Annotated in this window: 17 protein-coding genes; 1 reads left to right on the top strand and 16 read right to left on the bottom strand. The window is 71.6% G+C overall.

The window, feature by feature from the left end; translation table 11 throughout:
- Nucleotides 1-34: 34 nt before the first annotated feature.
- The 3 genes from J8403_RS28260 to proB all read right to left on the bottom strand — a co-directional run bounded on the left by J8403_RS28260 (nucleotide 35) and on the right by proB (nucleotide 3,331).
- Nucleotides 35-1,333 (bottom strand): glutamate-5-semialdehyde dehydrogenase, encoded by a 1,299-nt coding sequence (locus J8403_RS28260; protein ID WP_211125627.1) that lies wholly within the window; start codon nucleotides 1,331-1,333, stop codon nucleotides 35-37.
- A 91-nt stretch (nucleotides 1,334-1,424) separates the two neighbouring features.
- A complete protein-coding gene (locus tag J8403_RS28255) occupies nucleotides 1,425-1,886 on the bottom strand; it encodes a hypothetical protein (RefSeq protein WP_078641402.1) in 462 nt (153 codons plus the stop codon).
- A 293-nt stretch (nucleotides 1,887-2,179) separates the two neighbouring features.
- Complete coding sequence (gene proB, locus J8403_RS28250) at nucleotides 2,180-3,331, bottom strand: glutamate 5-kinase (RefSeq protein ID WP_211128460.1); 1,152 nt, start codon at nucleotides 3,329-3,331, stop codon at nucleotides 2,180-2,182.
- 342 nt (nucleotides 3,332-3,673) lie between these two features.
- Here proB and J8403_RS28245 point away from each other — a divergent pair, with 342 nt between their 5' ends.
- A complete protein-coding gene (locus tag J8403_RS28245; protein ID WP_211125626.1) occupies nucleotides 3,674-5,785 on the top strand; it encodes a hypothetical protein in 2,112 nt (703 codons plus the stop codon).
- A gap of 200 nt (nucleotides 5,786-5,985) precedes the next feature.
- On the opposite strand, the gene obgE is transcribed toward J8403_RS28245, so the two are convergent.
- From obgE to ndk, 13 genes are all read right to left on the bottom strand, one after another.
- Entirely contained in the window at nucleotides 5,986-7,419 is a 1,434-nt protein-coding gene (gene obgE / locus J8403_RS28240) for a GTPase ObgE (RefSeq protein WP_211125625.1), read from the bottom strand.
- Between the two features lie 139 nt (nucleotides 7,420-7,558).
- Nucleotides 7,559-7,816 (bottom strand): 50S ribosomal protein L27, encoded by a 258-nt coding sequence (gene rpmA / locus J8403_RS28235; RefSeq protein ID WP_014060683.1) that lies wholly within the window; start codon nucleotides 7,814-7,816, stop codon nucleotides 7,559-7,561.
- A gap of 14 nt (nucleotides 7,817-7,830) precedes the next feature.
- Nucleotides 7,831-8,151, bottom strand: a complete 321-nt coding sequence (gene rplU, locus J8403_RS28230) for a 50S ribosomal protein L21 (protein ID WP_211125624.1) — start codon at nucleotides 8,149-8,151, stop codon at nucleotides 7,831-7,833.
- Between the two features lie 242 nt (nucleotides 8,152-8,393).
- Complete coding sequence (locus J8403_RS28225; RefSeq protein WP_246586019.1) at nucleotides 8,394-12,512, bottom strand: Rne/Rng family ribonuclease; 4,119 nt, start codon at nucleotides 12,510-12,512, stop codon at nucleotides 8,394-8,396.
- Nucleotides 12,513-12,734: 222 nt separating this feature from the next.
- Nucleotides 12,735-13,511, bottom strand: a complete 777-nt coding sequence (locus J8403_RS28220) for a TIGR03936 family radical SAM-associated protein (RefSeq protein WP_211125623.1) — start codon at nucleotides 13,509-13,511, stop codon at nucleotides 12,735-12,737.
- A 164-nt stretch (nucleotides 13,512-13,675) separates the two neighbouring features.
- On the bottom strand, nucleotides 13,676-15,598 hold the full coding sequence (locus J8403_RS28215) for a TIGR03960 family B12-binding radical SAM protein (RefSeq protein ID WP_211125622.1): 1,923 nt from the start codon (nucleotides 15,596-15,598) through the stop codon (nucleotides 13,676-13,678).
- Between the two features lie 72 nt (nucleotides 15,599-15,670).
- Complete coding sequence (locus J8403_RS28210; protein WP_211125621.1) at nucleotides 15,671-17,308, bottom strand: CYTH and CHAD domain-containing protein; 1,638 nt, start codon at nucleotides 17,306-17,308, stop codon at nucleotides 15,671-15,673.
- Nucleotides 17,309-17,343: 35 nt separating this feature from the next.
- Nucleotides 17,344-18,477 (bottom strand): rod shape-determining protein RodA, encoded by a 1,134-nt coding sequence (rodA, locus tag J8403_RS28205; protein ID WP_246586385.1) that lies wholly within the window; start codon nucleotides 18,475-18,477, stop codon nucleotides 17,344-17,346.
- A gap of 181 nt (nucleotides 18,478-18,658) precedes the next feature.
- Nucleotides 18,659-20,803 (bottom strand): penicillin-binding protein 2, encoded by a 2,145-nt coding sequence (mrdA, locus tag J8403_RS28200; RefSeq protein WP_211125619.1) that lies wholly within the window; start codon nucleotides 20,801-20,803, stop codon nucleotides 18,659-18,661.
- 85 nt (nucleotides 20,804-20,888) lie between these two features.
- Entirely contained in the window at nucleotides 20,889-21,599 is a 711-nt protein-coding gene (gene mreD, locus J8403_RS28195; protein WP_211128458.1) for a rod shape-determining protein MreD, read from the bottom strand.
- 6 nt (nucleotides 21,600-21,605) lie between these two features.
- The gene (mreC, locus tag J8403_RS28190; protein WP_211125618.1) at nucleotides 21,606-22,550 is read right to left on the bottom strand and encodes a rod shape-determining protein MreC; all 945 of its coding nucleotides are present in this window, start codon (nucleotides 22,548-22,550) and stop codon (nucleotides 21,606-21,608) included.
- A gap of 142 nt (nucleotides 22,551-22,692) precedes the next feature.
- A complete protein-coding gene (locus J8403_RS28185; RefSeq protein WP_059145736.1) occupies nucleotides 22,693-23,712 on the bottom strand; it encodes a rod shape-determining protein in 1,020 nt (339 codons plus the stop codon).
- A gap of 321 nt (nucleotides 23,713-24,033) precedes the next feature.
- The gene (gene ndk, locus J8403_RS28180) at nucleotides 24,034-24,447 is read right to left on the bottom strand and encodes a nucleoside-diphosphate kinase (RefSeq protein ID WP_211125617.1); all 414 of its coding nucleotides are present in this window, start codon (nucleotides 24,445-24,447) and stop codon (nucleotides 24,034-24,036) included.
- Nucleotides 24,448-24,505: the final 58 nt, after the last annotated feature.

The following is a 24,505-nucleotide window of genomic DNA, read 5'->3' as shown; positions in this document are numbered from 1 at the left end:
CCGCCGGGAATCGGATACCCCCCGAACGGGTGAGTCAGCGGGTGTGGCCGTCGCCGGTGACGATGTACTTCGTCGATGTCAGCTCGGGCAGCGCCATGGGTCCCCGGGCGTGCAGCTTCTGGGTGGAGATGCCGATCTCGGCGCCGAAGCCGAACTGCCCGCCGTCGGTGAACCGCGTGGAGGCGTTCACGGCGACCGTGGTGGAGTCCACCAGCTGGGTGAAGCGGCGGGCGGCCTGCTGGGAGGAGGTGACGATGGCCTCGGTGTGCCCGGAGGACCACAGGCGGATGTGGCTCACCGCGGCGTCCAGGGAGTCCACGACGCCCGCCGCGATGTCGTACGAGAGGTACTCGGTCTCCCAGTCCTCGACCACCGCCGGGACCACCGTGGCCTTGGAGCCCTCCGCGAGCGCGATCACGCGCTCGTCCGCGTGGACCGTGACCCCGGCCTCGGCCAGCGCCTCCAGGGCCCGGGGCAGGAAGCGGGGGGCGATGTCCTGGTGCACCAGCAGCGTCTCCGCCGCGTTGCACACGCTCGGCCGCTGGGCCTTGGAGTTCACCAGGATCTCGACCGCCATGTCGAGGTCGGCGTCGGCGTCCACGTACACATGGCAGTTGCCGGTGCCGGTCTCGATGACCGGGACCGTGGACTCCTCGACGACCGTACGGATGAGGGACGCGCCGCCACGCGGGATCAGCACGTCCACCAGGCCGCGGGCGCGCATCAGCTCGCGCACCGACTCCCGGCTCTCGCCCGGCACCAGCTGCACCGCGTCCGCGGGCAGGCCGGCCCCGCCCACGGCGTCGCGCAGGACCTTCACCAGCGCGGCGTTGGAGTGGGACGCCGACGAGGAGCCGCGCAGCAGCACCGCGTTGCCCGACTTCAGGCAGAGCGCCGCGGCGTCCACCGTCACGTTCGGCCGGGCCTCGTAGATGATCCCGACGACGCCGAGCGGCACGCGCACCTGGCGCAGGTCGATCCCGTTGGGCAGCGTGGAGCCGCGCACCACCTCGCCGACCGGGTCGGGCAGCGCGATCACATCGCGGACGTCGGAGGCGATGGCCCGCACCCGCTCGGGGGTGAGGGTCAGCCGGTCCACGATGGCGTCGCTGGTGCCGGCCTCGCGGGCCCGCTCCACATCGGCCGCGTTGGCCTCGACGATCTCCTTGGTGCGCACCTCCAGCGCGTCGGCCATCGCGAGCAGCGCGTCGTCCTTGACGGCGCGCGGCAATGGCGCGAGATCGGCGGCAGCGGCCCGGGACCGGTAGGCGGCCTGGAGGACCGGGGACTTCGGCCAGGGGTCGGTGAGCGGCGACGTGGGTGCGCTGGTCATGCACGAAGCGTACTGAGCCGACGGGCGGAAGCCGCGCGCTATTCCGCAGTTCGAGATGGCGTTCTCACATCCCGGCGCCGCACATCCGTCCTCAGAACGGATGCACGCCCACCGGGGAGGCCGGTGGCGGTCCGTACCCCTCCGCGACCCGCTGGTGGTACGTATCACGGTCGATGACCTCGAGCCCCACGATCTCCCAGGGCGGCAGTTTGGCCGAGGCCCGGTGCTCGCCCCACAGCCGCAGCGCGACCGCCGCGGCGTCGTGCAGATCACGGGCCTCTTCCCAGTAGCGGATCTCGGCGTGATCGACCGCATAGCGGCTGGTCAGCAGGAACGGATGGTCATGGGCCAGCTGCTCCAGAGCCCTGCGGACCTCCCGCAGCGGCGCCTCGCTCCCCGAGACGCTGAGGGTGATGTACCACAGCCGGGACGCCTCGCCGCGCTCGGCGGCGTGCGCCATGGCGTCGCCGGTCGCGGCGTCGCCCGCTCCGACACTGGTCAGGGTGCGCTCCGCCGCCCCTCTGGGCGACGCCCCCGGGCGCCCTCGTCTCACCGGCGGCCTCCTGTAACTCGCTGCTCCGCTCACGCGCGGGCGGAGCACTCGTGACGGTGCCATGGCGGCGGCGTTCCGCTCGGTCTCCGCCGCGTCTCCCACAGCCGGCGCGCTGCCCCGCGCGACCCCGTTGAACAAAGTTGACCAGCCCTCGCCCGCCCGCGGGGCGCTTTTGAGGTTTTTCGGAGGTGGGTGTTTTCCTCGGGCTCGGTTCTCCGCCGGCCACCGCCGGGAGGTGCCCCGCCGGGGCGCTCGGGCCGCCGGAGCGGCTCGGTCCAGGACGACGAGGCGGCTCAGTCCAGGACGACGAGGTCGTCGCGGTGGACCACCTCGCGCTCGTAGGCCGGGCCGAGTTCCCGGGCCAGGTCCCGGGTCGAGCGGCCGATCAGCTGGGGAATCTCCTTGGCGTCGAAGTTCACCAGCCCACGGGCCACGGGGCGGCCCCGGGTGTCCCGCAGCTCGACCGGGTCACCGGCGGTGAATTCGCCCTCCACGGCCGCGATCCCGGCCGGCAGCAGCGAGGTGCGCCGCTCCACGACGGCCCGCACCGCGCCGTCGTCCAGGGTCAGGGCGCCACGCGGCGCGGAGGCGTGGGCGAGCCACAGCAGCCGGTTCGCGGAGCGGCGGCCGGTGCGGTGGAAGAAGGTGCCCGTATGGCGGCCGAGCAGGGCGTCACCCGCCCGGCTGGCGGAGGTGAGCACCACCGGAACCCCGGCCGCGGTGGCGATCCGGGCCGCCTCGACCTTGGTGACCATGCCACCGGTGCCCACTCCGGAGCGGCCCGCGCTGCCGATGGAGACACCGTCCAGGTCCTCGGGCCCCCGGACCTCGTCGATCCGGGAGGTGCCGGGGGTCCTGGGGTCCCCGTCGTAGAGGCCGTCCACATCGGAGAGCAGCACCAGCAGATCCGCCCGTACGAGATGGGCGACCAGGGCCGCGAGCCGGTCGTTGTCACCGAACCGGATCTCGTCCGTGGCCACCGTGTCGTTCTCGTTGACGATCGGCAGCGCGCCCATGGCCAGCAGCTGGTCCAGGGTGCGGGTGGCGTTGCGGTAGTGGGCGCGGCGGCTGGTGTCGTCCGTGGTGAGCAGCACCTGGCCGACCCGGCGCCCGTAGCGCGCGAAGGAGGCGGTGTAGCGGGCCACCAGGAGCCCCTGCCCGACGCTCGCGGCCGCCTGCTGGCGGGCGAGGTCGCGCGGGCGCCGGTCCAGGCCGAGCGGCGCAAGGCCGGCGGCGATGGCACCGGAGGAGACCAGCACTATCTCCTTGCCACCCGCTCCGCCCTTACCGTCGCCGTCCCTGCCGCCGTCGCCCTTACCGTCGCCGTCGAGCACCTTGGCGAGCACGTCGACCAGCGCGTCCACGCGGTCCGCGTCCAGGCCCCCCGCCGCGGTGGTGAGGGAGGACGAACCGACCTTGACCACGATCCTCCGGGCGGCGGCCACCTCGTCCCGTACCGCCGACCCGTCCTGCTCCGCCACGCCGCTCCCCTGCTCGTCCCCGGCTCACCACACGTCCCGAAGAAACGCATGCCCTACACACTCATCATGACAAGGGGGCAATCTACGACAGACGAGGCCCGGCCCGCCTCGGCATTTCAGCCCCCGGACACCATCCGCGCACACCGCCTCACGCACCGGCGCGAGCGCCCCGCGGGCTCCCTCGGGTGACCATTGACACCGATTGCGACCGGTTGGCACCGGCGCGGATTGTCACCGGGCGGGGCGGCGGCATACGGTCAGGGGTCCCCCCATCAGTCCCTCGCCCTCCTGCCAGGAGCCCACCCCGTGCCCTCTGCCGGAATCGCCCCACGCCGGGTCGTACAGCTGACGGCGCTGCTCGCGATGCTCGTGTTCTTCGCCACACAGCTCGTCGGCGCCGTGCTTCCGAACGTACCGCTTTTCATCGCCGCCTCGGCGTGCGGTCTCGCGCTCGATCTCTTCCTTCAGCACAAGCAGCCCGGCCTGCTGGCACTGCTGGGCAAGATCCGCCTTGACGTCACGGTGCGCCAGCTGTTCCGCGACATGCTCATCATGGTCGGGCTGCTGCGCATCGAGGGCATCAATCCCCTGCACGAGCAGGCACCCCTGACCGTGGGACTGCTGCTCTTCTACCTGGTGCACTTCGCCTGCCAGGCGGCGGCCATCCTGGTCCGCCGGAGCCGGCAGCTGCCGTTCGTCACGCGCAACATCGACGCGTCCGCGCTGCGCCTGAGCGAGGCCCCGCCGCGGCTGTTCGCCCGTCAGCACGGGCGCCGTCTGCTGCGTCTCGCCGCGCCGGCCACCGCCGGTCTGCTGGTAACCGCCGGCACCAAGGACGCCGTCTGGGGCGGTGCCGGTCTGGCGATCGCGCTGCTGATCGGCATCGGTGGCACGGCGCACCTCGCCACCTGGATGCTGCCGCGCAAGCGCGTGGCCAACGAGGCCGCCGCCCTGCGGTGGCTCGACAAGTGGCTGGCCGACTACCAGCCGACCGTGGGCATGTACTTCTCCGGCGGCAACTCCTCGGCGTACCAGGCGAACATGTGGCTCTCCACGCTCGCCGCGCTCGACGGCAAGCCGATCATCGTGCTCCGTGAGCGGTTCATGGTGCAGAAGATCGAGGCCACGGACGTGCCGGTCATCTGCCTCCCCAAGGTGGCCCATCTGATGCGTCTGGAGCACTCGACGCTCAAGGTGCTGCTGCACCCGGCCAACTCCGGCAAGACCTCGCAGGTGCTGCGCATCCCCTCGATCAAGCACGCCTTCATCAACCACGGCGAGAGCGACAAGCTCTCCAGCTGCAACCCGTACGCCAAGGCGTACGACGAGGTGTGGGTCGCGGGCCCGGCGGCGCGCGAGCGCTACCAGCTCGCCGACATCGGCGTCGAGGACAAGGACGTCGTGGAGGTCGGACGGCCGCAGCTGGCCCCCATCCGCCCCTACGCGGGCGTGCCCACCGGCGCCCTCGGCGGAGCCGGTACGGAACACTTCACCACCGTGCTGTACGCGCCGACCTGGGAGGGCTGGGACGGCAACCCCGGCAACACCTCGGTGATCCTGGCCGGTGAGAACATCGTCCGCGAGCTGCTCACCGACCCCAAGGTGCGCCTGCTGTACAAGCCGCACCCGATGACCGGCTCGGTGGACCCGCGCGCGGGCCGCGCCAACGACCGCATCAGGGCGATGATCGCCGAGGCCAACACCAAGCGCACCGGCGACCGCCCCGGCCCGGAGGCCGCCGCCGAGCTGGCCCGGTGCGCCGATGCACTCAACCGGCTCACCAGCACCGCCTTCCGCCCCAGCGCGGACGAGGTCGAGCGCATGAAGCTCCAGGGGGCCCCGGACGGCGACCGCGCGGCGGCCGTCGCCGCGGCCACGACCGCCTGGGAGAGCGCCTATTGGGCCTCGCTGCCGGTCTGGGAGCACCAGACCGTCACCGGTCCGCGTCCGGCGATCTTCACCTGCTTCAACCAGGCCGACGTGCTGATCAGCGATGTCTCCAGCGTGGTCTCGGACTACCTGACGAGCGAGAAGCCGTACGCGGTGGCGAACACCAGCGGGATGACGGAGGAGGAGTTCCGGGCGGGCTTCCCGACGGTGCGCGCCGCCACGATCCTCAGCCCGGAGGCCGAGGGCATGGCCGCACTGCTGGAAGCCGTCCGCGACCCCGAGAAGGACACCCTCGCGGCCGCCCGCTCCGAGCTGAAGGTGCATCTGCTGGGCCCGTCCGACCCGCCGTCGCTGGTGCGCTTCAACCAGGCCACGCAGGCGCTGTGCGACAAGGCCGACGAGCGCCGGGCCCGGATGGCCACCCGGCTGTCCGACGAGATCCCCTCGCAGCGTGAGGCCCGGGACGCGGCGGAGGAGATGGAGCTGGAGCCCGGCTCGCCGGAGCCGGAGGAGACCGCGACGGTCTGAGACCGGCCGTACGCGGCTGAGCGCGACCGCCGAGAGCGACGACGAAGGGCCCGGGAGATCCCTCCCGGGCCCTTCGTCGTGCCACCTGCCGGGCGGCGCGGAGACGCCCTCACAGACCGCTCAGAGCCCACGTGGGGCCGGGGGGCGGCTACGCACGGCACGCGCCCCGGCGCAGCCCGCCCGGCACGGCCCGCGCCCCCTCAGAACGGCTTGAACGCGTCGTACTCCTGCTCCGCCTCGTCCCGCTCCACATCCCGCTCACGCCGCCGCTGAGCGGCCGGACGCGGGGCGTCGAAGCGGTGATCCTCGCCGCGGCGGCCCAGCATCTCCGCGCCGGTCGCCAGGCTCGGCTCCCAGTCGAAGACGACCGCGTCGTCCGCGGGGCCGATGACGACCTCGTCGCCCGAGTGGGCGCCCGCCTTCACCAGCTCGTCCTCGACGCCGAGACGGGCCAGGCGGTCGGCGAGGTAACCGACGGCCTCGTCGTTGGCGAAGTCGGTCTGGCGGACCCAGCGTTCGGGCTTCTCGCCCAGCACGCGGTAGAAGCCCTCCTCGGCGACGACCCTGAAGCCCGCGTCGTCCACGGCCTTCGGCCGGATGACGATCCGGGTCGCCTCCTCCTGCGGCTTGGCGGCCCGCGCCTCCGCGACGATCTGCGCCAGGGCGAAGGACAGCTCCTTGAGGCCGAGGTGGGCGACCGCCGAGACCTCGAGGACCTGGTAGCCGCGGGCCTCCAGATCGGGCCGGATGATGTCGGCGAGGTCCTGGCCCTCGGGGATGTCGACCTTGTTGAGCACGACGACCCGCGGCCGGTCGTCCAGACCGCCGTACTGGGCCAGCTCCGCCTCGATGACATCGAGGTCGGTCAGCGGATCGCGCTCGGACTCCAGGGCCGCGGTGTCCAGCACATGCACCAGCACCGAGCAGCGCTCGACATGGCGCAGGAACTCCAGGCCCAGCCCCTTGCCCTGGCTGGCGCCGGGGATCAGGCCGGGGACGTCCGCGATGGTGTAGACGGTCGAACCGGCCGTGACCACACCGAGGTTGGGCACCAGCGTGGTGAACGGATAGTCGGCGATCTTCGGCTTGGCGGCCGAGAGCACCGAGATCAGCGATGACTTGCCGGCGCTCGGGTAGCCGACGAGGGCCACGTCCGCGACGGTCTTGAGCTCGAGGACGACATCCCCGGAGTGACCCGGCTCACCCAGCAGCGCGAAGCCGGGGGCCTTACGGCGGGCCGAGGCCAGCGCCGCGTTGCCGAGGCCGCCGCGGCCGCCCTGGGCGGCGATGTAGGTGGTGCCCTGCCCGATCAGATCGGCCAGCACATTGCCCTGCTTGTCGAGGACGACGGTGCCGTCCGGGACCGGCAGGATCAGGTCGGTGCCGTCCTTGCCGGAGCGGTTCCCGCCCTCGCCGGGCTTGCCGTTGGTGGCCTTGCGGTGGGGGCTGTGGTGGTAGTCGAGGAGCGTGGTGACGGACTGGTCCACGACCAGGATCACATCGCCGCCCCGGCCGCCGTTGCCCCCGTCCGGCCCCCCGAGCGGCTTGAACTTCTCCCGGTGCACGGAGGCGCAGCCGTGGCCCCCGTTACCCGCGGCGACGTGCAGTTCGACGCGGTCCACGAAGGTGGTCATGACGGGTGCCTCCAGTTAATGCGGATTCAGGGGTGTTCTGATGTGCCTCACGCTCGTAACGCGCCGAGGGCGGACCCGCTTCCCGTCACGGGAAGAGCGGTCCGCCCTCGGAAAGGCTGTGCGATGTCGCCCGGGCTGATTACTCAGCGACGGGGACGATGTTCACGACCTTGCGGCCCCGGCTGGTGCCGAACTGCACCGCACCGGCGGCCAGCGCGAACAGCGTGTCATCGCCGCCGCGGCCGACACCCGTGCCCGGGTGGAAGTGCGTGCCGCGCTGGCGGACCAGGATCTCGCCCGCGTTGACGGTCTGGCCGCCGAAGCGCTTGACGCCGAGCCGCTGGGCGTTGGAGTCGCGACCGTTCCGAGTGGACGATGCGCCCTTCTTGTGTGCCATCTCTCCTCAGTCCCTTACTTCGCAGCCGAGTCGATGCCGGTGATCTTCAGCGCGGTGTGCAGCTGGCGGTGGCCGATCCGCTTCCGGTAACCGGTCTTGTTCTTGTACTTCAGGATGTCGATCTTCTCACCCTTGTGGTGATCGACGACCTCGGCGTGAACCCTCACGCCGGCCAGCACCCACGGGTCGCTGGTGACGGCATCGCCGTCGACAACGAGCAGAGTCGAGAGCTCGACGGTGTCGCCGACCTTGCTGCTGGCCAGACGGTCGACCTCGATGACATCGCCCACGGCCACCTTCTGCTGGCGGCCGCCGGTGCGCACGATTGCGTACACGCGGTTCTCACTCTCTCGCTAGAAATCAGGACCTCTGATGCCAGCCGCCCAACACGGCCCACGGGGGGTCGTGACAACCGAGGGATTCATGCGATTCACCATCGGCCGAACGGCCTCTTCCGGCGAAGCGGAAGGGATGTGCTCAGGGGTTTGGCGTATAGACGCCGAAGGTTAAGGCTACCAGAGCCCGGAGGGGCACCCTGCCACGTGGCAGGGTGCCCCCGGTCGGCCGTAGGGCCGGGTCAGTCGTCGGCGGCGGCCGAGACCGACTGCGGAGTCTGCTGCTCCGCCGCGGCGGTCTTCTTCGTCGCCGTCTTCTTGGCGGTCGTCTTCTTCGCCGTGGTCTTCTTGGCCGCCGTCTTCTTCGCCGCCGTCTTCTTCTCGGCGGTCTTCTTGGCCGCCGTCTTCTTGGCGGGGGCCTTCTTGGCGGCCGCCTTACGGGCGGTCTTCTTCGCCGGCGCCTCGGGCTCGGCCTCGCCCTCGGGCGCCGCCTCCGCCTTCGGCTCGGGCTCCGACTCCGCCGAAGACCCGCTCACGACCACCACGGCCGCCTCCTCGGAGCCCGTGGGCGAGCCCGCGGGGGCGGTCACCTTACGGGTCACCCGACGGCGCGTACGCGGCGCGGGAACGGCCTCCAGCGGGGCCGCGGACTCCGGCTCCTCGACGGGAGCGGGGGCCTCGGCGACCGCCTCCGGCTCCGCCTCGGGCGCCTCCTTCGGCTCGTCGGCCACCACGACCACCGAGCCCTCCGGCTCCTTGGCGGCCTTCGGGGCACCCGCCGGGGCGGACGCCTTACGGGTGGCACGGCGGCGCGTACGGCCACGGGTCGCGGCGGCCTCGGCCTCCGCGGCGCTGCTGTACAGCTCCTCGTCGGCGGCGAAGACCGGCTCGGGCTCCCGCTTCGGCTGGGTGGCCTCCGCCACGATCTCGGCCGCCGCCTCGGTGACGTCCTCCGGCTCGGCCTCGGCCACGGCGGCCTGCTCCTGCTCGGCCGGCTGCTGGGCGGCACCGGCCGACTTCTTCTTCTTGCGCTTGCCGCCACCGCCGCCGGCGGCCGACGCCTGGTCCATGTGGACGATCACGCCGCGGCCGTTGCAGTGCACACAGGACTCGGAGAAGGACTCCAGCAGCCCCTGGCCGACCCGCTTACGGGTCATCTGGACCAGGCCGAGCGAGGTGACCTCCGCCACCTGGTGCTTCGTACGGTCCCGGCCCAGGCACTCCAGCAGCCTGCGCAGCACCAGATCGCGGTTGGACTCCAGCACCATGTCGATGAAGTCGATCACGATGATGCCGCCGAGGTCGCGCAGCCGCAGCTGGCGCACGATCTCCTCGGCCGCCTCCAGGTTGTTCCTGGTGACCGTCTCCTCCAGGTTGCCGCCCTGGCCGGTGAACTTGCCGGTGTTGACGTCGATGACGACCATCGCCTCGGTCCGGTCGATCACCAGCGAGCCGCCGCTGGGCAGCCAGACCTTGCGGTCCAGCGCCTTCATCAGCTGCTCGTCGATCCGGTAGGTGGCGAAGACGTCGACGTCCGAGGTCCACTTCTGGAGCCGGTCGGCGAGGTCGGGGGCCACATGCGAGACATAGCCGTGGATGGTCTCCCAGGCGTCGTCACCGCTGACGATGACCTTGGAGAAGTCCTCGTTGAAGATGTCGCGGACGACCCGGACGGTCATGTCGGGCTCGCCGTAGAGCAGCGACGGGGCGTTGCCGCTCTTCGACTTCTTCTTGATCTCTTCCCACTGCGCCTGCAGCCGGGCGACGTCGCGGGACAGCTCGTCCTCGCTCGCCCCCTCGGCGGCGGTGCGGACGATCACGCCCGCGTCCTCGGGGACGATCTTCTTGAGGATCTGCTTCAGCCGCGCCCGCTCGGTGTCGGGCAGCTTGCGGCTGATGCCGGTCATCGAGCCCTCGGGCACATAGACCAGATAGCGGCCCGGGAGGGAGACCTGGCTGGTCAGCCGGGCGCCCTTGTGGCCGATCGGGTCCTTGGTGACCTGCACCAGGACGGACTGGCCGGACTTCAGGGCGGTCTCGATGCGGCGCGGCCCGTTGGAGAGCCCCAGCGCCTCGAAGTTCACCTCGCCCGCGTACAGCACGGCGTTGCGGCCCTTGCCGATGTCGACGAAGGCGGCCTCCATCGACGGCAGCACGTTCTGGACCTTGCCCAGGTAGACGTTGCCGACGTAGCTGGTCGCCTGCTCCTTGTTCACGAAGTGCTCGACGAGGACGTTGTCCTCCAGCACGCCGATCTGGGTACGGTCGCCGTTCTGCCGGACGACCATGACCCGCTCGACCGCCTCGCGGCGGGCCAGGAACTCGGCCTCGGTGATGATCGGAACGCGGCGTCGGCCCTGCTCACGGCCCTCGCGACGGCGCTGCTTCTTGGCCTCGAGACGCGTCGATCCCTTGATCGACTGCACCTCGTCGGCGCCGGACTCGGACTCCTTGCCGCGCCGCTCACGGGGCTCCCGGGGCTCGCGGACCTTGACGACCGTACGCTCCGGGTCGTCACCGCCCGCCTCCGCCTCGACCGCGTCACCGCTGCGACGGCGGCGCCGACGGCGACGACGGCTGCTGGTGCTGCCGGAGCCGCCGTGCTCACCGGCCTCGGCGTCCGCCTCGTCCCGGCCCTCGCCCTGCTCCTCGTCGCCCTCGCCCTCGGCGGACGACTCGTCCTCGTAGCGCTCACCGGTCTCGGTCTCGGAGCGCCCCTCGGCACCCTCGCCCTCGGCGGCCTCGCCCCGGCGGCGACGCCGCCCGCCACGGCGGCGGCGACGGGCCGGACGGTCGCCCTGCTCCTCATCGCCGTGCTCGCCCTCGGGCTGACCGGACTCGGCCTCGGCGGCCTCGGGCTCGGCGGCCTCTGTCTCCGGCTGCTCCTCGGCGGGCTCACCGCCACGGCGGCGGCGCCGACGGCGGCCGGTGGTCACCTCGGGCTCGACGACCTCGGTGGTCTCCTCGGCCACCGTCTGCTCCTCTTCCTCCTCCTCGGGCTCCTCCAGCGCGGCGGCGGCCTCGGCGGCGGCGCTCTCCGGCGTCTGGAAGACCGGCTCGGTGAAGACCGGCGCCTGGAACACGGCCGTCGGCGGGCGGACCGCCCGGCGCCGCGAACGGGGCGCGGGCTCCGGCTCGGCCTCGGCGGCCGGGGCCTCGGCCTCGGCGGCCTGCGGCTCCGGAGCGCTGCCCGGCTCCTCGGCGGTGCTGCCCCGGGTGGCGCGGCGGCGGGCGCGGCCGCGCGGCGCCTCCTCGGCCGGCGCACCGGCGGGCTCCTCGGCGCTCTCGCCCCGCTGCTCGGCGGCGGGCTCCTCGGCGGCCTCGGCCTCCGCGGGCGCTCCGGCGGGGGCGGTGGCCTTACGGCTCGCACGGCGGCGGGTACGGGCGGGCGCCGGGGGCACGGTCTCCGCCTCGGCCTGGGCCTCGGCGGCCTCCACGGCCTCATCGGGCTCTGTCGGCTCCACGGCCTCCGCCTCCGCGGGCGCACCCGCCGGAGCGGTCGCCTTACGGGCCGCACGACGACGCGCACGGGTGCGCGGCGCCTCGTCGGCCGGGGCATCGTCGGCCGGGGCATCGGCTGCGACTGCGGCTGGGGCCGTGGCCTCGTCACCACTGCCACCAGCGGCCGCCGCAGACGACGCGTCCGCGTCGGCGGCCTCCGCCTGCGGCGGGCCCGCGGGGGCCGTGGCCTTACGGCTCGCACGGCGGCGCGTACGGGCAGGGGCCGCGGGCGCGGTCTCCGCCTCGGCCTCCGGAGCCGCCGTAGGCTCCTCGGCCCGCTCGGGTTCGCTGGCCTGCTCCGGCGCCGCGGCCTCCGCGGGCGCACCCGCCGGGGCGGTCGCCTTACGGGTCGCACGGCGGCGCGTACGGGCGGGCGGAGCGGCCTCGGGGGCGGCCTCCGCCACGGGCTCGGCGGCGGCCCGGGGCTCCTCGCCGCCACGGCCGGCATCGGCCGTCACCACGGTCTCCGCGGCCTCCGGCGAACCCGCCGGAGCCGTCGCCTTGCGCGCCACCCGACGCCGCGCACGGGCGGGCGGAGCGGCGGATTCGGTGTCGGACCCGGATGCGGATCCGCTCGCGGTGACCACGGCGGCACCGGCGGCGACGGGCTCGGAAGCGGCCTCGGACGCGGCGATGGCGACGATCTGATCGGCCGGTATGGCCGGCGACGAGGGCGTGGTGACCTCGGCGCCGCTCACTCCGCCGACCGGCGGTCCTGCCGGGCGGGAGGCCGCACGGCGGCGGCGCGGCGGCAGGGTGTCGCTGGGCGTGCTCTCGATGGGATCCCCGGGCGCCGCGGCACGCGGCGCGGACGGCTCAAGGGGCTGGACAGGTTGGGTCGGCTCAATTGGTTCGAGCATGCGGGCGTTTCTCCCGTCACGCTCCCGGGCGCCGCGCCTGCCTCCGGCCGGCAACCCGCGCACTGTGCGCGTCTGCCGCCGCCCGGGGCGCGGTCGCCGCACGGGAGCTGTCGTCTCGCTCACCGGGACCGAATGTGTCGGGACCGGCGAAAGTCTCCTGGTCAGTGCGCCAGCCGGACCCGGGTGGCTCCCAAGTGCATCGGCGGCGCATCGACGGCGGCCCTACGCGGAACCTCCCGGCGCCATCGCGGCGGTCAGCTCGGCGGCCGTGGTTGGGGCGGCCTGAACTGCCTCGCGATCGGGCGCGAGCGGGTCGGTCACCGTGCCGGACTCCTCATCGAGCAGCCCCTGCGCCAGCCTGGTCACCGCTGCGGGGACCGGCGGCGCCAGGTCGGCCGTAGCGCGGAGACCGGACAGGACGTCGTCGGGTCGCACGGCAGGTGTCAGATGCCGTACCACCAGCCGCAGTATCGCACAGCCAGCGTCTCCGGGCCTATCGCCCCGGGGCGGAAGCACCTCCAGCCGGGCCACCGCCGCACGGGCGTCGAAGGTTCGCAACCCGTTTTTCGTCCGGCGCTCCACCTCGACCGTGTCGGCCTCGAGGAAGGCGGCGGCGGCACGCTCGGCGTCCGCCCGGGCGACCTGGTCGAGCCGGATCTCCCATACGGAGGCCTGCAGCCGGTCGGCAAGCCCCGAGGTGCGGGCCTCCACGGACTCGATCACATCGAGCCCCGCGGGCAGCGACTCGTTGAGCAGCGCCCGGAGCTTCTCGGGGTCGCGCGCCTCGGTCAGCTGGATCTCCAGGTACTCCGCCTCGCTGCCGGTGCCGGTGGGTGCGGCATTGGCGTAGGACACCTTCGGATGCGGGGTGAAGCCCGCCGAGTAGGCCATCGGCACCTCGGCGCGGCGCAGCGCCCGCTCGAAGGCGCGCTGGAAGTCGCGGTGGCTGGTGAACCGGAGGCGGCCGCGCTTGGTGTAACGCAAACGGATGCGCTGCACCGCGGGAGCGGGCGGCGGGCCTTCGGGCTGTCGCTTGCCCAGGGGACTGTCTCCTTGTGCTTTCTTGCGGTCGAGCACCAGGGCCGCGGGGCCCCGGTCTCTTCCAGCCTACTTTGTGAGCCCCCCGGTGACGGAGGGCCGCCGGACGGCTACGTCACCGACGGCTACTTCACCGACAGCGGCAGCAGCTTCCGGCCGGTGGGGCCGATCTGGATCTCGGTCTGCATCTGCGGGCAGACGCCGCAGTCGAAGCAGGGGGTCCAGCGGCAGTCGTCGACCTCGGTCTCGTCGAGCGAGTCCTGCCAGTCCTCCCACAGCCAGTCCTTGTCGAGGCCCGAGTCGAGGTGGTCCCAGGGCAGGACCTCCTCGTAGGTGCGCTCGCGCGTGGTGTACCAGTCGAGGTCGAGGCCGAACTGGGGCAGGGCCCGCTCGGCGCACTCCATCCACCGGTCGTACGAGAAGTGCTCACGCCAGCCGTCGAAGCGGCCGCCATCCTCATAGACGGCGCGGATGACCGCGCCCACCCGGCGGTCGCCGCGCGAGAGCAGACCCTCGACGATGCCGGGCTTGCCGTCGTGGTAGCGGAAGCCGATCGAGCGGCCGTACTTCTTGTCGCCGCGGATCTTCTCGCGCAGCTTCTCCAGCCGGGCGTCGGTCTCCTCGGCGCTCAGCTGCGGGGCCCACTGGAAGGGGGTGTGCGGCTTGGGGACGAAACCACCGATCGAGACGGTGCAGCGGATGTCGTTCTTGCCGGACACCTCGCGGCCCTTGGCGATGACCTTGGTCGCCATGTCGGCGATCTGCAGCACATCGTCGTCGGTCTCGGTGGGCAGACCGCACATGAAGTACAGCTTCACCTGCCGCCAGCCGTTGCCGTACGCGGTGGCCACCGTACGGATGAGGTCCTCTTCGGAGACCATCTTGTTGATGACCTTACGGATGCGCTCACTGCCGCCCTCGGGGGCGAAGGTGAGGCCCGAACGGCGCCCGTTGCGGGTCAGCTCGTTGGCGAGGTCGATGTTGAAGGCGTCCACCCGGGTCGACGGGAGGGACAGGCCGATCTTGTCCTCCTCGTACCGGTCGGCGAGGCCCTTGGCGATGTCGCCGATCTCGGTGTGGTCGGCGGAGGAGAGCGACAGCAGGCCGACCTCCTCGAAGCCGGTGGCCTTCAGCCCCTTGTCGACCATCTCGCCGATTCCGGTGATCGACCGCTCGCGCACCGGGCGAGTGATCATGCCCGCCTGGCAGAAGCGGCAGCCGCGGGTGCAGCCGCGGAAGATCTCCACCGACATCCGCTCATGGACGGTCTCGGCCAGCGGCACCAGCGGCTGCTTCGGGTAGGGCCACTCGTCGAGGTCCATGACGGTGTGCTTGGACACCCGCCACGGCACGCCCGAGCGGTTCGGCACGACGCGCGCGATCCGCCCGTCGGCCAGGTACTCCACGTCGTAGAACTTCGGGACGTAGACGCTGCCGGTGCGGGCGAGGCGGAAGAGCAGCTCGTCGCGGCCGCCCGGGCGGCCCTCGGCCTTCCAGTCGCGGAGGATCGCGGTCATGTCGAGCACGGCCTGCTCACCGTCGCCGATCACCGCGCAGTCGATGAAGTCGGCGATCGGCTCCGGGTTGAACGCGGCGTGGCCGCCCGCGACCACGACGGGGTGGTCCTCGGTGCGGTCCCGGGCGTCCAGCGGGATGCCCGCCAGGTCGAGCGCGGTGAGCAGGTTGGTGTACCCCAGCTCGGTGGAGAAGGAGACGCCGAGGAAGTCGAACGCGGACACCGGGCGGTGCGAATCCACGGTGAACTGCGGCACCTTGTGCTCGCGCATCAGCTCCTCGAGGTCCGGCCACACGCTGTAGGTGCGCTCGGCGAGCACGCCCTCGCGCTCGTTGAGGACCTCATAAAGGATCATGACGCCTTGGTTGGGGAGACCGACCTCGTAGGCGTCCGGGTACATGAGCGACCAGCGGACGTCGCAGCTCTCCCACGGCTTGACAGTGGAATTGAGCTCGCCACCTACGTACTGGATGGGCTTCTGCACATGCGGCAGCAGGGCCTCGAGCTGTGGGAAGACCGACTCGACAGACATCGCGGACTTTCGTGAAGCTGACAGGGGTGACCCTCTAGCGTACCTGCCGCGCCGGACTCCCTCGCCACGGAGCTATGCCTCCAGGGCCGCCCGGTGCTTCTTGCGGGAGACATCGGCCCACAGACCGGGCAGCTCGCGCTCGCGGGCGGCGGCCCGCGCCTCCTCCCTGCCGTACAGCAGGCCGAAGGTGAAGTCGCTCTCCCCCGCGCCATGGGCCTGGGTGGCCAGCGCCTGCAGCGCCTCGCGCACGACGACGCTGTCCTGGTGGTCGCCGAGCACGTCCTGTACGGCCTGCATACGGCGGGCGAACTTCTTGGCGGGCTTGCCGAGCGCGGGCCGGGCCGTCTCGGCGGCGTAGCGGACGCGCTTGGCGGCCTTACGGGCCTGATGGACGGCGACGTCGCGGTCCGTCCCCGGCGGCGTCTCCAGGGCGGTGGTCATACGGGTGGCGAGCCGCTCGTAGTCGCGCAGCACGGCCCCCACGACCACCGGCGCGGCCGGCTTCGCGGCGGCGGGGCGCAGCGGCGGAGCGGCCACCAGGGCGTCGAGGGTGTCCAGGAGCGTGAGATAGCGCTCGCTGTCCAGCGCGCCCAGGACGGCCGCGCGGGCGCCCTCGCGCCGCCCCTGCGACCAGTGCTGCAGCCGGGCCGGCACCGGGCCGAGCCGGAGGTCGTCCGGCAGCTCGGCGAGACGGCCTTCGAGGTGCTCGGTGAGCACCTCGCGGTCGCGCTCCAGGCCGAGCTCACCGGCCAGCCACTTCAGCTCGTCGCCGATCGGATCGGTCACCGTACGGTCCAGGACCTTGCGGTAGGAGCGGAAGGCGCTGCGCAGCCGGCGGGTGGCGACCCGCATCCGGTGCACCGCGTCCGGCAGGTCCCTGCGCACGGCGGGGTCGAGCCGCACCATGGCGTCGATCTGACGGCGTACGTAGTCCAGGACGACATCGTCGGCGCCGAGCGGCCGCCGGACCGCCGACGCGGCCTCCTCGACCTGACGGGCGCTCTTCGCGGGCTTCCCGGGCTTGGCGGACCGGCCGGGCCCGCCTCCGCCGGTCTCGACCGCGACCGCGACCTTCTCCGTCTCGGCCAGGGCCTTGGCGAGCTTGGAGGGGCTGTCGGCGCGGTGCAGACCGCCGTCGCGCAGCCGCCCCTCGACCGCGTCGAGCAGCCGCTGATCGTGGCCCCGGCCCTCGGCGAGCTCGACCTCGACCTCGGTCCACCGCACCGGCTCGCTCTCCTCCGGCGCCAGCCGCCGGGCCGTCACGCGGTCGACGGCCACCTCGGCGAGCACGGTGCCATCGGCGTCCACCAGGTCCTTGCGGTCCCGCTCGGTGTGCAGATGGGCGAGCGGGCGCAGCGGATCGTGGCGGACCCGCGAGCGCAGCAGCGCGGCCATCTCGGCGGGCACCTCGGTACCGAGCGGCGCCTGCAGCTCCTCGCGGGTGTCCTGGCCGACGGGCAGCTTCAGATGCCAGCCCTCGTCGGCGCCGCCGGTGCGGTGGCGCAGGGTGATGCCGTCGGCCAGCAGCCGTCGCCCGGGGGTGTCGTAGTAGGTGGCCTCCAGGGTCGCGACACCGCGGCTCACCACGGTCGCGACCGGACCCGCCCCGGTCAGTTCGGGCAGACCCGGCAGGTCGGGTCGCCCGGACGGACCGGCTTCTTCGGCGGTGGCCTCGTACTTGCGTTCTATCTCCTGCTTCGTGTCCACCATGTGGTGTCACGTACCCGAACTCGGGCCAATCAGCCCTAAGCGGAGACGGGCCTCTGCACCCGGATGGACTGCAGCAGCCCGATCGCGATCCAGACGGCGAACATCGAGGTTCCGCCGTAGGAGACGAACGGCAGCGGCAGACCGGCCACCGGCATGATGCCCAGCGTCATCCCGATGTTCTCGAACGACTGGAAGGCGAACCAGGCGATGATCCCGGCCGCGACGACGGTCCCGTACAGCTCCGTGGTGTCGCGCGCGATCCGGCAGGCGCGCCACAGCACGACCCCCAGCAGCACGATGATCAGGCCCGCGCCGAGGAAGCCGAGCTCCTCCCCCGCGACCGTGAAGACGAAGTCGGTCTGCTGCTCGGGGACGAACTGACCGGTGGTCTGGGTGCCGTGGAAGAGCCCCTTACCGGTGAGACCGCCCGAGCCGATCGCGATCCGCGCCTGATTGGTGTTGTAGCCGACCCCGGCCGGGTCGAGCGCGGGGTTGGCGAACGCGGCGAAGCGGTCGATCTGGTACTGGTCGAGGACGTGCAGCTGCCAGATGAGCAGCGCGCCGACCACGGCCGTCAGGATCAGCCCGGCGATCCAGCGGTTGGACGCGCCGGAGGCGAGCAGCACAGCGAGCACGATCACCGCCATGACCATCACCGAGCCGAGGTCCGGCATCAGCAGCACGATCGCGATGGGCAGTGCGGCCAGGCCGAGCGACTGGACGACGGTGCGGTGGTCGGGGTTGAGCCGGTCACCCGCGTCCACGCGCGCGGCCAGCAGCATCGCCATGCCCAGGATGATCGTGATCTTGGCGAACTCACCCGGCTGCAGGGAGAATCCGCCGCCGACCACGATCCATGCGTGCGCCCCGTTGATCGTCGAGCCCAGCGGGGTGAGCACGGCGAGGACGAGGACGACCGACAGGCCGTAGAGGACCGGGACCGCGCCGCGCAGGGTGCGATGGCCCAGCCAGACGGTGCCGATGGCGAGCAGCAGCCCGATGCCGGTGTTGAGGGCGTGCCGGACCAGGAAGTAGTACGGATCGCCCTGGTTGAGCTCGGTGCGGTTGCGGGTGGCGGAGTAGACGAGCGCCGCGCCGATCGCGGACAGGGCCAGCGCGGTGAGCAGCAGCACCCAGTCGAGGCGGCGCACGAGGGAGTCGCGCGCCATGAGCTTGCTCCAGGCGCCGCGCTCAGGGGTGAACCGGCGGACGGAGTATCCGTGCGTGGACGCGCTCACCGCTGCCTCCTGTTCGCCCCGCCGCGGCAGCGGCTCATGTCACTGTCGCCCGCGCGGCGCAGAGGTGCGGCCTTCGTCATCGTCTGCGACCCGGCGGCCGCGCGTGCGTCGCTCACGAATCCCCTCCCCGCCGCCGCTCACGGGAAGCCGCCTCGAACTGCTTGCCCAGGGGCTGGGGCTCGATGGAGCCGTCCGAGGAGATCTTCGGCAGGTTGGGCTGCGGCTGGGGCAGCAGCGCCTTCTTCTTGTCGATGCCGCCCTTGGCGTCGACCCCGTACAGCGCGTTGTAGATCTTGCGCACGGCCGGGCCTGAGGCGCCGGAGCCGGTACCGCCCTGGGAGATCGTCATGACGATCGAGTAGTCCTTGGTGTACGTCGCGAACCACGAGGTGGTCTGCTTGCCGTAGACCTCCGCGGTACCGGTCTTGGCGTGCATCGGGATCTTGTCCTGCGGCCAGCCCTGGAACCGCCAGGCGGCGGTGCCCCGGGTGGCGACGCCCGCGAGCGCGCTGTCGATCTTGTCGCGGGTCTGGCCCTTCATCGGCAGCTTGCCGTGCGACTCCGGCTTGATCTCCCGGACGTCCTTGCCGTCGGGGCTGACGATCGCCTTGCCGATGGTGGGGTTGTAGAGCGTTCCGCCGTTGCTGATGGCCGAGTAGATGGTGGCCATCTGGATCGGGGTGACGAGGGTGTCGCCCTGGCCGATGGAGTAGTTCACGGAGTCACCGGCGCGCATCTTCATGCCCTCGAGGCAGTTCTCGTAGGCGATCCGCTGGCCGTAGTTCCCGTCCTTCTTACCGGTCTTGCACCAGGCGTCCTTGTTGGCCTTCCAGTAGTCCTTCTTCCACTGGCGGTCCGGGACCCGGCCGGTGACCTCGTTGGGGAGGTCGATGCCGGTCTCCTTACCGAGGCCGAACTGGTGGGCGGTCCGGTAGAACCAGTCCCCCGGCTTCTTCTTGGGCTTGTTGCCGCCGTCCTTCTTCCACTGCTCGTAGGCCAGGTGGTAGAAGACGGTGTCGCAGGAGACCTCCAGCGCGCGGCCGAGGCTGATCCCGCCGTAGTTCTCGGACTCGAAGTTCTTGAAGACCTGGCTGCCGATGTTGAACGAGCTGGTGCAGGGATACGGTCCGTTGAAGGAGTAGCCGGCGTTGATCGCGGCGGTCGTCGGGACGACCTTGAAGATCGAGCCGGGGGCCGCCTGGCCCTGGATCGCCCGGTTGAGCAGCGGGTAGTTGGACTTCTTGCCGGTGAGCTGCTTGTAGTCCTTGCCGGAGATGCCGCCGACCCAGGCGTTGGGGTCGTACGTCGGGTTGGACGCCATGGCCACCACCCGGCCGGTCTTGGCCTCCATGACCACGACCGCGCCGGAGTCCGCCTTGTAGTTGGTGCCGGTGTTCCGGTCGTGCTGCTTGCGGGCGTCCCGCATCGCCTGCTCCAGCTCCTTCTCCGCGACCGACTGGACGCGCGAGTCGATGCTGGTGACGACGTTGTCGCCGGGACGGGCCCGCTGGCTCTCCCGCTGACCGATGACACGGCCGAGGTTGTCGACCTCATAGCGGGTCACCCCGGCCTTGCCGCGCAGCTCGCTGTCGTACTGGCGCTCGAGGCCGTTGCTGCCGACCTGGTCCGAGCGGAGCAGCGGCGACTTGGTGTGCTCGGCCTCCTTCACCTGCTCATCGGTGACCGGGGAGAGATAGCCGAGCACCTGGGCGGCGTTGGAACCGGCCGGAGCGGCGTAGCGGCGCACGGCGGTGGGCTCGGCGCTGATGCCGGGGAAGTCCTCTTCGCGCTCGCGGATCTGCAGCGCCTGCTTGGCACTGGCCTCGTCCGTGATCGGGATGGGCTGGTACGGGGAGCCGTTCCAGCACGGCTGCGGGGTCTTGGCGTCGCACAGCCGGACCTTGTCCATGACGTCCTTGGGCTTCATGCCCAGGACGTCGGCCAGGCGGGTGAGGGCGGCCTTGCCGTCGTCCGGCATCTTCATCAGCTCGGTGCGGCTGGCGGAGACGACCAGACGGGTCTCGTTGTCGGCGAGCGGCACCCCGCGGGCGTCCAGTATGGAGCCGCGCACGGCGGGGTGGACGACCTGCTGGACGTGGTTGTTGGCGGCTTCGGCGGTGTACTCGTCGCCGTTGCGGATCTGCAGGTACCACAGGCGCCCGCCGAGGGTCAGCAGCAGCGAGAAGACCAGGATCTGGAGGCCGACGAGCCGGATGGTGACCCGGGGGGTCCGTCCGGTCTCGGGGATATTACTCATGGCATCCCCTGAGGGCGGTGGTGGGCGACGAGAGGACGAACGGCGACGGCGGAGGGCAGGGCGGCGGGCGAGGGGAGGGTGGTGCTCACAGGCGCTTGACCCCCTTGATGCGAGCCGTCCTGTTCTTCCCGGTGCGGGCCAGCAGCCCGCCGCGCTGGCTGCCGATCCGGGCCGCCCGGCCCGGACGCCTCAGCCGGCTCATCCGGCCGATCCGGCCGGTGCTGACGCCACCCGCCGTGCTGATCCAGCGGGACGGGCTCTCACCGCCGCCGCCCGCGCTGTCGGCCATCGGATCGTTCTCACCCCGTCTGGCGAGCCCCATGATCAGCGGCACCGTGAAGGGCGCCAGCAGCAGGTCGTAGAGGGCCGCGGTGAACAGCAGCTTGCCCAGGCCCACCTGACGGGCCGCGTCGTCGCCGACGAGGATGCCGACCCCGGCGTACAGCAGCGTGGCGCCGATGGCGGCCGCCACGACCACCAGCATCGGCCCGGTGGCCGACCTGAGCTGGCCGGACTCCGGCTTGGCGAGCCCCGCCAGATAGCCGATGACACAGAGCACCAGGGCATAGCGGCCGACCGCGTGGTCGGCGGGCGGGGCGAGGTCGGCGAGCAGGCCCGCGGCGAAGCCGATGAGCGCACCGCCGGTGTGGCCGTAGACGAGCGCGAGGCCGAGCACGACGAGCAGCAGCAGGTCCGGGACGGCGCCGGGCAGTTGGAGCCGGGCCAGCACGCAGATCTGGACGACGAGGGCGAAGACCACCAGGCAGGTCGACAGGACGATCCGGTTGAGGTGCAGCATCGGTCAGCTCCTGTTGGCGGCCGGGCTCGTGGCGGTGGCGGAGGGGTTGGCCGTGACGGTGACCGTGGGCGTCGGCTTGGGCTTCGCGGGCTTGGGCGGCAGCACGGTGTCACGCGGGTTGCCGCGCGGCGGCTGGACGACGACCCCGACGATGTCCAGCTTGCTGAACCGCACGTACGGGCGCACTTGAAGCGTGCGGGTGAGATCCCCTCCGGTGGGGTCGACGCGCACGACCTTGCCCACCGGGACTCCGGGGACGAACGGCTTGTCCGCCTGGGAGCCGAAGGTGACCATCCGGTCGCCCTGCTTGATCCGGGCCTTGCCGTTGAGGAGCTGGACATGGAGCGAGCGGTCGCCGCGCCCGGTGGCGAAGCCGAGCTCGCCCGCCCCCTCCATACGGGTGCCGACGGTGAAGTCCGGGTCGATGGCGAGCAGCACGGTCGCCGTCGAGGAGCCGACGGTGGTGACCCGGCCGACCAGCCCGTCGCCGTTGATGACGGTCATGTCGCGGCGGATGCCGTCGTTGCTGCCGATGTCGAGGGTGACGGTCCAGGAGAAGCCCTGGGCGGCGCCGATGCCGATGACCTGGGCGCCCTTGATGCCGTACTGGCCGGCGCCCGCGGTCTTGAGCAGCTTGTCGAGCTCGGCCGAGCGGGCGCGGTTCCGGGAGTCGTTGCCGAGCTTTTGCTTGAGTTTGGTGTTCTCTTCCTCCAGGCGGCGGACCCGGTCGTGCCGGTCGCCCGATTCCCGTACGGCCGCGACGGCGTTGCCGACCGGGTCGACGGCGGACGCGACGCCGTCCTCCACGGGCCCGAAGACGGAAGCGGCGGCCTGACGGGCGCCGTCGAGGGGTGAGTCCTCGCCGCCGCGGATATCCACCGTGATCAGCGCGAACGCGATGGCGACCAGCAGCACCAGGAGCAGCCGGCTCTCTCGTGTGTCCCTCACGTGCGGCGACGTGCCTTCCTCGTCGAAGTCGGACCGGTGCCGGTGATGTGGTGACCGGCCGGTCCTGGGGAGCCTTATGCCTGTATATCAGCGTTCCGCCGCACGGGCAGCCAACCACCCGCACGGCCGGTTCGCCGGATTGTCATCTGCGGGGCTGGGCGTCCAGCACCTGCTGGAGCGCCTCGAACTCCTCCACGCACTTGCCGGATCCGAGCGCGACGGAGTCCAGCGGGTCCTCGGCGATATGGATCGGCATCCCGGTCTCCTGGCGCAGCCGCTCATCCAGGCCGCGCAGCAGCGCACCGCCGCCGGTGAGCACGATGCCGCGGTCCATGACGTCGCCGGAGAGCTCCGGGGGGCACTTGTCGAGGGTGGTCTTGACGGCGTCGACGATCGAGTTGACCGGCTCCTCCATGGCCTTGCGGACCTCGGCGGCCGAGATCACGACGGTCTTGGGGAGGCCGCTGACGAGGTCACGGCCGCGGATCTCGGTGTGCTCCTCCTCATCGCTCTCGAAGGCGGAGCCGATGGTGATCTTGATGTTCTCGGCGGTGCGCTCGCCGAGCAGCAGGCTGTACTCCTTCTTGATGTGCTGGATGATCGCGTTGTCCAGCTCATCGCCCGCCACCCGGATGGACTGCGCGGTGACGATGCCGCCCAGCGAGATGACGGCGACCTCGGTGGTGCCGCCGCCGATGTCCACGACCATGTTGCCGGTGGCCTCGTGGACCGGAAGGCCGGAACCGATGGCCGCGGCCATGGGCTCCTCGATGATGTGCACCTGGCGGGCGCCCGCCTGGGTGGACGCCTCGATGACGGCACGACGCTCGACTCCGGTGATACCGGACGGCACACAGACGACCACACGGGGCCGGGCGAGATAGCGGCGCTTATGAATTTTCAGGATGAAGTACCGCAACATCCGCTCGGTGATCTCGAAGTCGGCGATAACGCCGTCCTTGAGCGGACGCACAGCGACGATGTTGCCAGGGGTGCGGCCGATCATCTTCTTCGCCTCGGCGCCCACGGCGAGAATTCCGCCCGTGTTGGTGTTGATGGCGACGACGGATGGCTCGTTGAGGACGATCCCGCGGCCCCTGACGTACACCAGCGTGTTGGCGGTCCCGAGGTCGACAGCCATGTCACGGCCGATGAACGACATGTTGTTCCCCATGAGGATACGTCAGGCCTTCCCTGCTGGAGCGATTGCTTGCTAGAGATCGGCAGGATGGGTGTGCGCTGCGAGGCGCGGAAGCTTCATCGTAGTCACGCCCGCTCGAACACGCTGCGGGGGTCCTCCGCCATTGTCAGCAGAACACGACCCCGCCTCCTCTAATGGTGACGTCGTGTCGCGGAGATGCGTTCCCCCGAACGGCTCGCATATGCCGAAGGGCGGCCGGGCAATTCGGCCGCCCCCAGGTCAGCAGGGGTGTGGCAAGCTGATGATCAAACTGATGGCCGATCAGTACCGCTGGGGTCCAGATCAGGCGAGCCCGGGAAAGAAAATCTTGATTTCCCGTTCGGCGGACTCCTCCGAGTCCGAGGCATGGATCAGATTTTCCCGAACGATGGTGCCGAAATCGCCACGGATGGACCCGGGCGCGGCGGCGATCGGGTCGGTCGGCCCGGCCAGCGCCCGGACGCCCTCGATGACCCGCTCGCCCTCGACGACCAGCGCCACGGCCGGAGCGGAGGCCATGAACTCCATCAGGGGCTCGTAGAAGGGCTTGCCGACATGCTCGGCGTAGTGCTGCTCCAGGACCTCACGGTCCAGCTGACGCAGCTCGAGGGCGGTGATCGTCCAGCCCGCCTTCTTCTCGATCCGTCCCAGAATCTCGCCCACCAGACCGCGTCGGACGGCGTCGGGCTTGAGAAGGACGAGCGTGCGCTGGCTCACGGTGCGGGCTCCTTTGGGAAATGGCGTGCGGGTGGCGCTGTGAGGCAGAGGCTACATG

This window comes from Streptomyces yatensis (genome assembly GCF_018069625.1).
Classification (GTDB): domain Bacteria; phylum Actinomycetota; class Actinomycetes; order Streptomycetales; family Streptomycetaceae; genus Streptomyces; species Streptomyces yatensis.
This window is presented reverse-complemented; position numbering and strand designations above follow the sequence as displayed.

What these genes read in the sequence shown, in the direction of transcription:
- rpmA (WP_014060683.1), bottom strand. Translation starts at nt 7,816, where the DNA reads ATGGCACACAAGAAGGGCGCATCGTCCACTCGGAACGGTCGCGACTCC.
- rodA (WP_246586385.1), bottom strand. Translation starts at nt 18,477, where the DNA reads ATGGCGCGCGACTCCCTCGTGCGCCGCCTCGACTGGGTGCTGCTGCTC.
- J8403_RS28185 (WP_059145736.1), bottom strand. Translation starts at nt 23,712, where the DNA reads ATGTCGTTCATCGGCCGTGACATGGCTGTCGACCTCGGGACCGCCAAC.
- J8403_RS28225 (WP_246586019.1), bottom strand. Translation starts at nt 12,512, where the DNA reads ATGCTCGAACCAATTGAGCCGACCCAACCTGTCCAGCCCCTTGAGCCG.
- J8403_RS28215 (WP_211125622.1), bottom strand. Translation starts at nt 15,598, where the DNA reads ATGTCTGTCGAGTCGGTCTTCCCACAGCTCGAGGCCCTGCTGCCGCAT.
- J8403_RS28210 (WP_211125621.1), bottom strand. Translation starts at nt 17,308, where the DNA reads ATGGTGGACACGAAGCAGGAGATAGAACGCAAGTACGAGGCCACCGCC.
- J8403_RS28260 (WP_211125627.1), bottom strand. Translation starts at nt 1,333, where the DNA reads ATGACCAGCGCACCCACGTCGCCGCTCACCGACCCCTGGCCGAAGTCC.
- mrdA (WP_211125619.1), bottom strand. Translation starts at nt 20,803, where the DNA reads ATGAGTAATATCCCCGAGACCGGACGGACCCCCCGGGTCACCATCCGG.
- obgE (WP_211125625.1), bottom strand. Translation starts at nt 7,419, where the DNA reads ATGACCACCTTCGTGGACCGCGTCGAACTGCACGTCGCCGCGGGTAAC.